This is a genomic window from Streptomyces sp. NRRL S-495 (assembly GCF_000966955.1).
GTDB lineage: Bacteria > Actinomycetota > Actinomycetes > Streptomycetales > Streptomycetaceae > Kitasatospora > Kitasatospora purpeofusca.
Genome location: NZ_JZWY01000860.1, coordinates 1 through 6,665 on the forward strand (window position 1 = coordinate 1; position 6,665 = coordinate 6,665).

General features: G+C 72.7%; 5 protein-coding genes and 1 pseudogene. 1 reads left to right on the forward strand and 5 read right to left on the reverse strand.

Features of this window, described 5'->3' with window-relative positions:
* The 5 genes and pseudogenes from galK to VR45_RS34990 all read right to left on the reverse strand — a co-directional run.
* Positions 1–1,038: galactokinase (gene galK / locus VR45_RS34970; protein WP_045943944.1), on the reverse strand; the 1,038-nt coding region annotated here is incomplete at its 3' end.
* Positions 1,035–2,432, reverse strand: coding sequence for a galactose-1-phosphate uridylyltransferase (gene galT / locus VR45_RS34975; RefSeq protein WP_078897176.1), 1,398 nt, complete (start codon positions 2,430–2,432; stop codon positions 1,035–1,037). The genes galT and galK, both read right to left, overlap by 4 nt.
* A gap of 785 nt (positions 2,433–3,217) precedes the next feature.
* Positions 3,218–4,299 (reverse strand): annotated as a pseudogene (locus tag VR45_RS34980) (MFS transporter); the annotation flags it as partial.
* Positions 4,300–4,440: 141 nt separating this feature from the next.
* Positions 4,441–4,797: a metalloregulator ArsR/SmtB family transcription factor gene (locus VR45_RS34985; protein WP_045943945.1), complete on the reverse strand. Its 357-nt coding sequence runs from the start codon at positions 4,795–4,797 to the stop codon at positions 4,441–4,443.
* 224 nt (positions 4,798–5,021) lie between these two features.
* Positions 5,022–5,513: a MarR family winged helix-turn-helix transcriptional regulator gene (locus tag VR45_RS34990; RefSeq protein ID WP_045943946.1), complete on the reverse strand. Its 492-nt coding sequence runs from the start codon at positions 5,511–5,513 to the stop codon at positions 5,022–5,024.
* 174 nt (positions 5,514–5,687) lie between these two features.
* Here VR45_RS34990 and VR45_RS34995 point away from each other — a divergent pair, with 174 nt between their 5' ends.
* Positions 5,688–6,533, forward strand: coding sequence for an NAD(P)H-binding protein (locus VR45_RS34995; RefSeq protein ID WP_045943947.1), 846 nt, complete (start codon positions 5,688–5,690; stop codon positions 6,531–6,533).
* Positions 6,534–6,665 lie beyond the last annotated feature (132 nt).

Genomic DNA, 6,665 nt, shown 5'->3' on the forward strand with positions numbered 1-6,665 from the left:
GGTCAGGGCGATCACCGAGCCGCCGAACCCGCCGCCGGTCATCCGCGCGCCGAGCGCCCCGGCCGCGACGGCGACCGAGACGGCGAGGTCCGTCTCCGGGCAGGACGTCCGGTAGTCGTCGCGCAGCGAGGCGTGGCCGGCCGTGAGGATCGGCCCGAGGGCGGCCGGCCCGTGCTGGTCCAGCTCCCGCATGGTCTGCTCGACCCGGCCGTTCTCGGTCACCACGTGCCGGACCAGCGGGACCAGCTCGGCCGGCAGCCGGTCCAGGGCGGCGGGGAGGTCGGCGGCGGCGAGGTCGCGCAGCGCCGACAGCCCCAGCAGCGCGGCGGCGCGTTCGCAACCGGCCCGCAGAGCGGCGTAGGCGCCGTCGGCGAGGTCGTGCTGCACCCGGGTGTCGAGCACCAGGAGGGTGAGGCCCGAGCCCGCCAGGTCGAGCGGGACGTAACGGGCGGCGAGGTCGCGCGTGTCCAGGTGGAGGGCGGTCCCGGCACGGCAGGCCATCGAGGCCATCTGGTCCATGATTCCGCAGGGGACGCCGACGAAGTCGTTCTCGGCGCGCTGCGCGATCAGGGCCAGCTCGGCTGCTTCCAGACCGAGTTCGTACAGGTCGTTGTAGGTGATCGCGACCGCGCACTCCAGCGCGGCGGAGGAGGAGAGGCCGGCGCCGCCGGGCACGTCGCTGTCGAGCAGGACGTCGGCGCCGCCGATCGCGTGGCCCGCCTCGCGCAGCGTCCACACGACCGCGGCGGGGTACGCGGCCCAGCCGGACACGCCGCCCGGGGCCAGCCCGGCGACGTCCAGCTCGACGACCTCACCGGGGACCCGGGTCGAGGCGAGGCGCAGTACGCCGTCGGTGCGGCGGCGGGCGTAGGCGCGGACGGCCTGCGGGAGGGCGATCGGGAGGACGAACCCGTCGTTGTAGTCGGTGTGTTCGCCGATCAGGTTGACCCGGCCGGGGGCCACCCAGACGCCCTCGGGGGCGTGGCCGTAGAGCGCCTCGAAGGCGGCGGACGGGGAGGTGGGGGACGTGGGGGTCATCGCTGCGCTTCCTCGTCGGTCGTCTCGGGGGTCGTTTCGAGGGTCGTTTCAGGGGTCGTCCCGTCGGTCGTCCCGGGGGTCGGGCGGCTTGCGGTGGCCGGGTTCGCGGGTCCGGCCTGGCCGACCTCGCGCAGCCGCCGGGCGGCGAACTCCGGGGCGACGTCGTTCATGAAGGCTTCCATGCCGGACTCGGTGCCGGCCAGGTACTTGAGCTTGTCCGCCGTCCGTCGGACGGTGAACAGCTCCAGGTGGAGGGCGAGTTCGTCCTCGTGGCCGGCCGGGGCCTGGTGCCAGGCGGCGATGTAGGGCGCGCGGACCTTCCGGTCGCCGTCGCTGAAGAGCCGGTCGAAGCGGCGCAGCAGGTCGAGGTAGATCCGGGGGAACTCGGCGCGCTCGTCCTCGTTGAGCCCGGTGAAGTCGGGGACGCGGCGGTTGGGGAAGAGGTGGACCTCGTAGGGCCAGCGGGCCGCGAAGGGCACGAAGGCGGTCCAGTGCTCCCCGGCCAGGACGATCCGGCTGTCCTCGGGGCGCTCCCCGGAGGGGCTGTCGGCGGACGGGCTGCCGACGGAGGCGCGCTCGGCGGCCACGAGGTCGTCGAAGAGGTTGCGGCCGGTGGCGGCGCGGTGCCGGGCGGCCTGGTCGATCATCTTGGCCGTGCGTGGGGGGACGAACGGCAGCCCGTAGATCTGGCCGTGCGGGTGGGCGAGGGTGACACCGATCTCGGTGCCGCGGTTCTCGAAGCAGTAGACCTGGCGGATGCCGGGCAGCGCGGAGAGTTCGGCGGTGCGGTCGGTCCAGGCGTCCAGTACCAGGCGGGCCTGGTCCTCGTCGAGGTCGGCGAAGGATGCGTCGTGATCGGCGGTGAAGCAGACCACCTCGCACCGGCCGACGCCCGGCCCGCGGCTGTGCAGCGGGTCGTCGAGGGCCGGCGGCACGGGGTGGGTGCCGGGCTCGCCCGCGAGGGAGGGGAAGCGGTTCTCGAAGACGGCCACCTGGTAGTCGCCGGCCGGGATCTCGCTCAGCCGGCCCTCACGGCTGGGGCAGAGCGGGCACTCGTCGGCCGGCGGGTGGTAGGTGCGCGCCTGGCGGTGGGCGGCGACGGTCACCCAGGCGCCGGTCATCGGATCCTGCCGGACCTCCGAGGAGGGCGCGACGGCGTCCAGCGGACGCAGGTCGGCGACGGCCCGGCCGGTGGGCGGCGTGCCCCGGTCGTAGTAGATCAGCTCGCGGCCGTCGGCCAGTTCGGTGACCGTCCTGGTCGTCGCACCGGCCTGCCTGCTCGTACCGGCCTGGGCGCTCAGGCCAGTCGACGCGGCGGTGCCGGTCGCTGCACTCGCGTCTGCCGACCCGTTCGCACCGGCCTGGCCGGTCGCGTCGGTCACCGTTGGGGCCATGACGTGCTCCCTCTCCTGGGGCTTCCCTTCAACCACATGAACAAACAATATCGAACATGAATCAACATGGGAGCCCGGGGTCCACCCCAATTCCGGAATCCACTGCCGATCGGACGTGAGGGAGCATCCTCCCTGGTCGGCGGGGCGCGTCAGGCGACGCTGCCCGGCCTGTTGGGCCTGCCAAGGCTTACTCCCGCTACCGGCACTCGCGGACCAGCCCAGAAGTCGGCGCGGACCGCACCCACCTGCCTGGGGCAACGACGTCGACGATCGGGCGTCACCCGGACCGTCGACGTGCGGACGGCCCGGACCGGGGATGGGGCAGGGGCGGGCCGCGGCGGGCCTTGGCGGGCCTTGGCACCCTCGTGCTTCCCCATCGACACTTTGCAAAGAGGAGCTGTTTGCAAAGCGTCGACGACATACCAGCAGTTCAGAGCGCTACAGGCAGTCGTTTCCCGCACTTTGCAAAGTCTGACTTTGCAAAGTGCGGGGGTGAGGATCGGGGACAGGGAAGAGCCACTCCCCCTTCCCCACCGGACAGGACGTGGAGCGCCCCCGGGAGGAGAGGCTCCCGGGGGCGCGGTAAGCGGTCGCCCTCAGGGGGCCGCGGGGTGACGGTGGTGGTGATGCCGGACCAGGGCCCGACCGGACGGGGCGTGCAGCGGGCGCCGGTGGACGGGCCGACGGGCCTGGCGGCGGTGGGGCCGGACCGTCACGGTGGCCGGCGCCGGGTCGGCGACCGGGGCGGCGGTGCGCCAGGCCCGGGTCGCCAGACCCGCCGAGGTCAGGGCGAGGACGGCGAGGGCGACCGTGGCCGCGGGGAGCCCGGCGGTGGCACCGAGCCAGCCGGCCAGCGGATAGGCGAGCAGCCAGCAGACGTGGGTGAGCGAGAACTGCGCGGCGAAGGCGGCCGGGTGGTGACGACCGCCAGGGCGGCGAGCAGGCCCGCGACGGCGAAGGCGGCCGGCAGCATCACCGTTCGGTCGGCGACCCGGTCCAGCACCCGGGGCAGCAGCAGTGCGACCAGCATCGAGCCTCCGCCGTACGCACCGAGGGCGAGCGGCACGTCGCCCGCCGAGCGGCCCAGCTCCTCGCGGACGTAGACGACCGTGTTGACGATCACCATGGCGCCGCCGGCCGCCACCGCGAGGTCCAGGGCGAGCAGCGCCCGCAGGCGCGGCACGGAGAGGAACAGCCGGATCCCGGCCAGGGAGCGCGCGCCTACCGAACGGGCGCCTACCGAACGCGCGCCGGTGCCACCGGCGGCCGGGTCGGGGCTGCTCCGCGCGGCCAGGACTGCGGCGGGCAGGACCACCGAGACCACGAGGACCGCCGAGGCGAGGAAGCCGATCACCGTCCCCCAGAACAGCCACCGGTAGCCGACCAGCGCGAGCAACGCGGCCGCCAGCACCGGGCTGACCAGGGTCTCCGTGTCGTACGCGAGCCGGGAGAGCGACAGTGCCCGGGTGTAGTCGCGCTCCTCGGGCAGCACATCGGGGATCACCGACTGGAAGGCCGGGGTGAAGGTGGCCGAGGCCGCCTGGAGGACGAAGATCAGCAGGTAGACCTGCCACACCGAACCGACGAACGGCAGCGCGAGCGCCACACCCGCGCGGGCCAGGTCGGCGGCGACCAGCAGTCGTCGACGCGGGATCCGGTGCGCGAGCGCGGCCACGACCGGTGCGATACCGACGTAGGCGACCATCTTGATCGCCAATGCCGTGCCGAGCACCGACCCGGCGTCGGCCCCGGCGAGATCGTAGGCGAGCAGGCCCAGCGCCACGGTGGCCAGGCCGGTCCCGGCCAGGGCGACGACCTGGGCGACGAACAGGTGCCGGTAGGTGCGGTTGCGGAGGACGGAGAGCATCGGGGACTCCGTTCGTGCGGAGCGCGCCGAGGTGGCGCGGGCCGGTGGGGTCCCTTCCAGAATAGGACAACATGTGCGTACGCGTGCACCTATCGCAAACGAAAGACTCCCCGAAGGGCATCAGGGGCGACTCGGGGCGACTCAGTCGTGCGGCGGCAGTCCACTGATCTGGTGATCGGCCACGCTCAGCGCCTCCTGGACCAGCCGCCGCAGATGCCCGTGCCGCAGCGCGTACACGACCCGGCGCCCGTCCTTGCGGGTGGACACCAGCCCCGCCAACCGCAGCTTGCCGAGGTGCTGGCTGACCGACGGACGCGCCGCACCGGCCGCTTCGGTCAGGGTCGTCACATCAGCCTCCCCCTCACTCAGCCGCTGCAGCAGCGCAAGCCTGGTCCGATCGGCCAACAGGGCAAGGATCCCGGCGGCGACATCCAGCCGTTCGTCCCCCGCGACCACCTGCGAGCCATGTGCACCTGATACCTGGAGGCTCCCGCTCATGACCTCATCGTAGACATCGCACGGGGCTGGCGCGTCAAGCCGAGGGAGCCGGTCCGCTGTTGACGATGCGACCCCAGAGCCGGTGGCACCACCCTCCGGCCTCCGGGGCGGGCTCGGCGGTCAGAACCGGGCCGGGGCCGGGGCCGGTCTCGATGAGGTGCAGCAGGGTCCAGGCGACCCCATGGCAGTCGTCGGGACCGAAGCAGGTGACGAGCGCGGGCGGATCAGCGGGGGGTGCGGCGGACGCGGGTGCGCAGGGCGTCCTGGGATTCGACGTACTTCACCATCAGGCGGGCGAACTCCAGTCGCTCACTGTCGGGCCACTCGGCGGTGATCTGCTCGAAGGCCGAACGCTGGTACTGACGGAAGCGCTCCATCAGGTCCTCGCCCTCCGGACTGAGGAGCAGGACCGTCCGGCGGCCGTCCTGCTGGGAGGCGGCGCGGACCAGATAGCCGGCGGAGATGCAGTCCGACACCATGCGGCTGCCCACCGAGGGATCGACGCCCAAGTGCTCGGCGACGGCGCCGACGGTCACCTCGCGGCCGTCCTGACCAGTGACGTCCTGGACGATCCGCAGGACCAGCGTCCGACTGAGGTCCTTCTGGGAGATCGGGTCCTCGACATCGAGCAGCGAGGAGCGCCGCAGCCGCCCAAAGGCCGGCCCCACGGCGTTCAGGAGGTCCTCACCCTCGCCCGACCCGGGCTTCGTCGTCATGCGGCCAGCCTATCTTCATGCGTGAACCAGCGAAGACATGTGTTGACATGAAAACGTGTGCAGGACATCATGCATATGTAGTTAGGCACTCATCTTGATGGGGTGGGCTCACCCCGGACCACGCCTGCCTTTCGACTCGATCACCACCCGACGAAAACGAACGGACTCCTCCTTATGACCACCACCCTCGTCACCGGCGCCCGCGGCAAGGTCGGCCAGGGCGTCATCGCCCGCCTGCACGCCGCCGGGCACTCCGTCCGCGCCGCCAGCGCCCGCCCCGCCGACCTGACCGTCCCCGACGGCGTCGAGCGCGCCGAGCTCGCCCTCGACCGGCCCGAGGCCTTCGGTGCCGCGCTGCGCGGCGTCCAGCAGGTCTTCCTCTATCCCCAGCCCGCCGGCATCCATGCGTTCGCCGAGGCCGCCGACGCGGCCGGCGTCGAACACGTCGTCCTGCTCTCGTCGTCCTCCGTCCTCGGCCCCGATGCCGAGAACGACCCGCTCGCGAGCCACAGCCTTCTCGTCGAGCGTGCGCTCGCCGACTCCGGCCTCAACTGCACCTTCCTGCGCCCGGATGCCTTCGCCAGCAACTCCCTGGGCTGGGCGTACTTCATCGGCCGGGGCCTGCCGATCCAACTCGCCCACCCGGATGCGCATATCGCACCCATCCACCCCGAGGACCTCGCCGACATCGCCGCCGAGGCCCTGACCGGCACCTCCCTCGCCGGATCCGCGCCCACCCTGACCGGCCCCGAGTCACTCACCTTCCGCGAGCAACTCGCCGTCCTCGCCGAGGCCCTCGGCCGCGAGATCCCGGTCGAGCGGATCACCCGTACCGAGGCCGAGGAGCAGATGGGACGTCGCATGCCCGCTCCCGTCGTCACCTCCCTGCTCAACCTCTGGGAGGCCGCGACCCATGGGCCCGCCCCGGTTCACGACACCACCCTGACCCTCCTCGGCCGCCCCGCGCGCACCTTCCACCAGTGGGCCCGCGAGAACACCGCCGCGTTCACCCGACCCTGAATCGGCCCTGCATCGACCCTGCTCCGACATACCCCTCAAGGTCTGCGACGCCGCACTCGCCCACGGACGCGTTGTCGACCGGGCGACCTCGCCCCTCAGCTCTCCCTCCGTTCTCCGCCTCCCCCTCCGCCC

Bases quoted from the DNA above. Each gene is read 5' to 3' on its own strand.
- VR45_RS34985 (WP_045943945.1), bottom strand. From the start codon at position 4,797: ATGAGCGGGAGCCTCCAGGTATCAGGTGCACATGGCTCGCAGGTGGTC.
- galT (WP_078897176.1), bottom strand. From the start codon at position 2,432: ATGGCCCCAACGGTGACCGACGCGACCGGCCAGGCCGGTGCGAACGGG.
- VR45_RS34990 (WP_045943946.1), bottom strand. From the start codon at position 5,513: ATGACGACGAAGCCCGGGTCGGGCGAGGGTGAGGACCTCCTGAACGCC.
- VR45_RS34995 (WP_045943947.1), top strand. From the start codon at position 5,688: ATGACCACCACCCTCGTCACCGGCGCCCGCGGCAAGGTCGGCCAGGGC.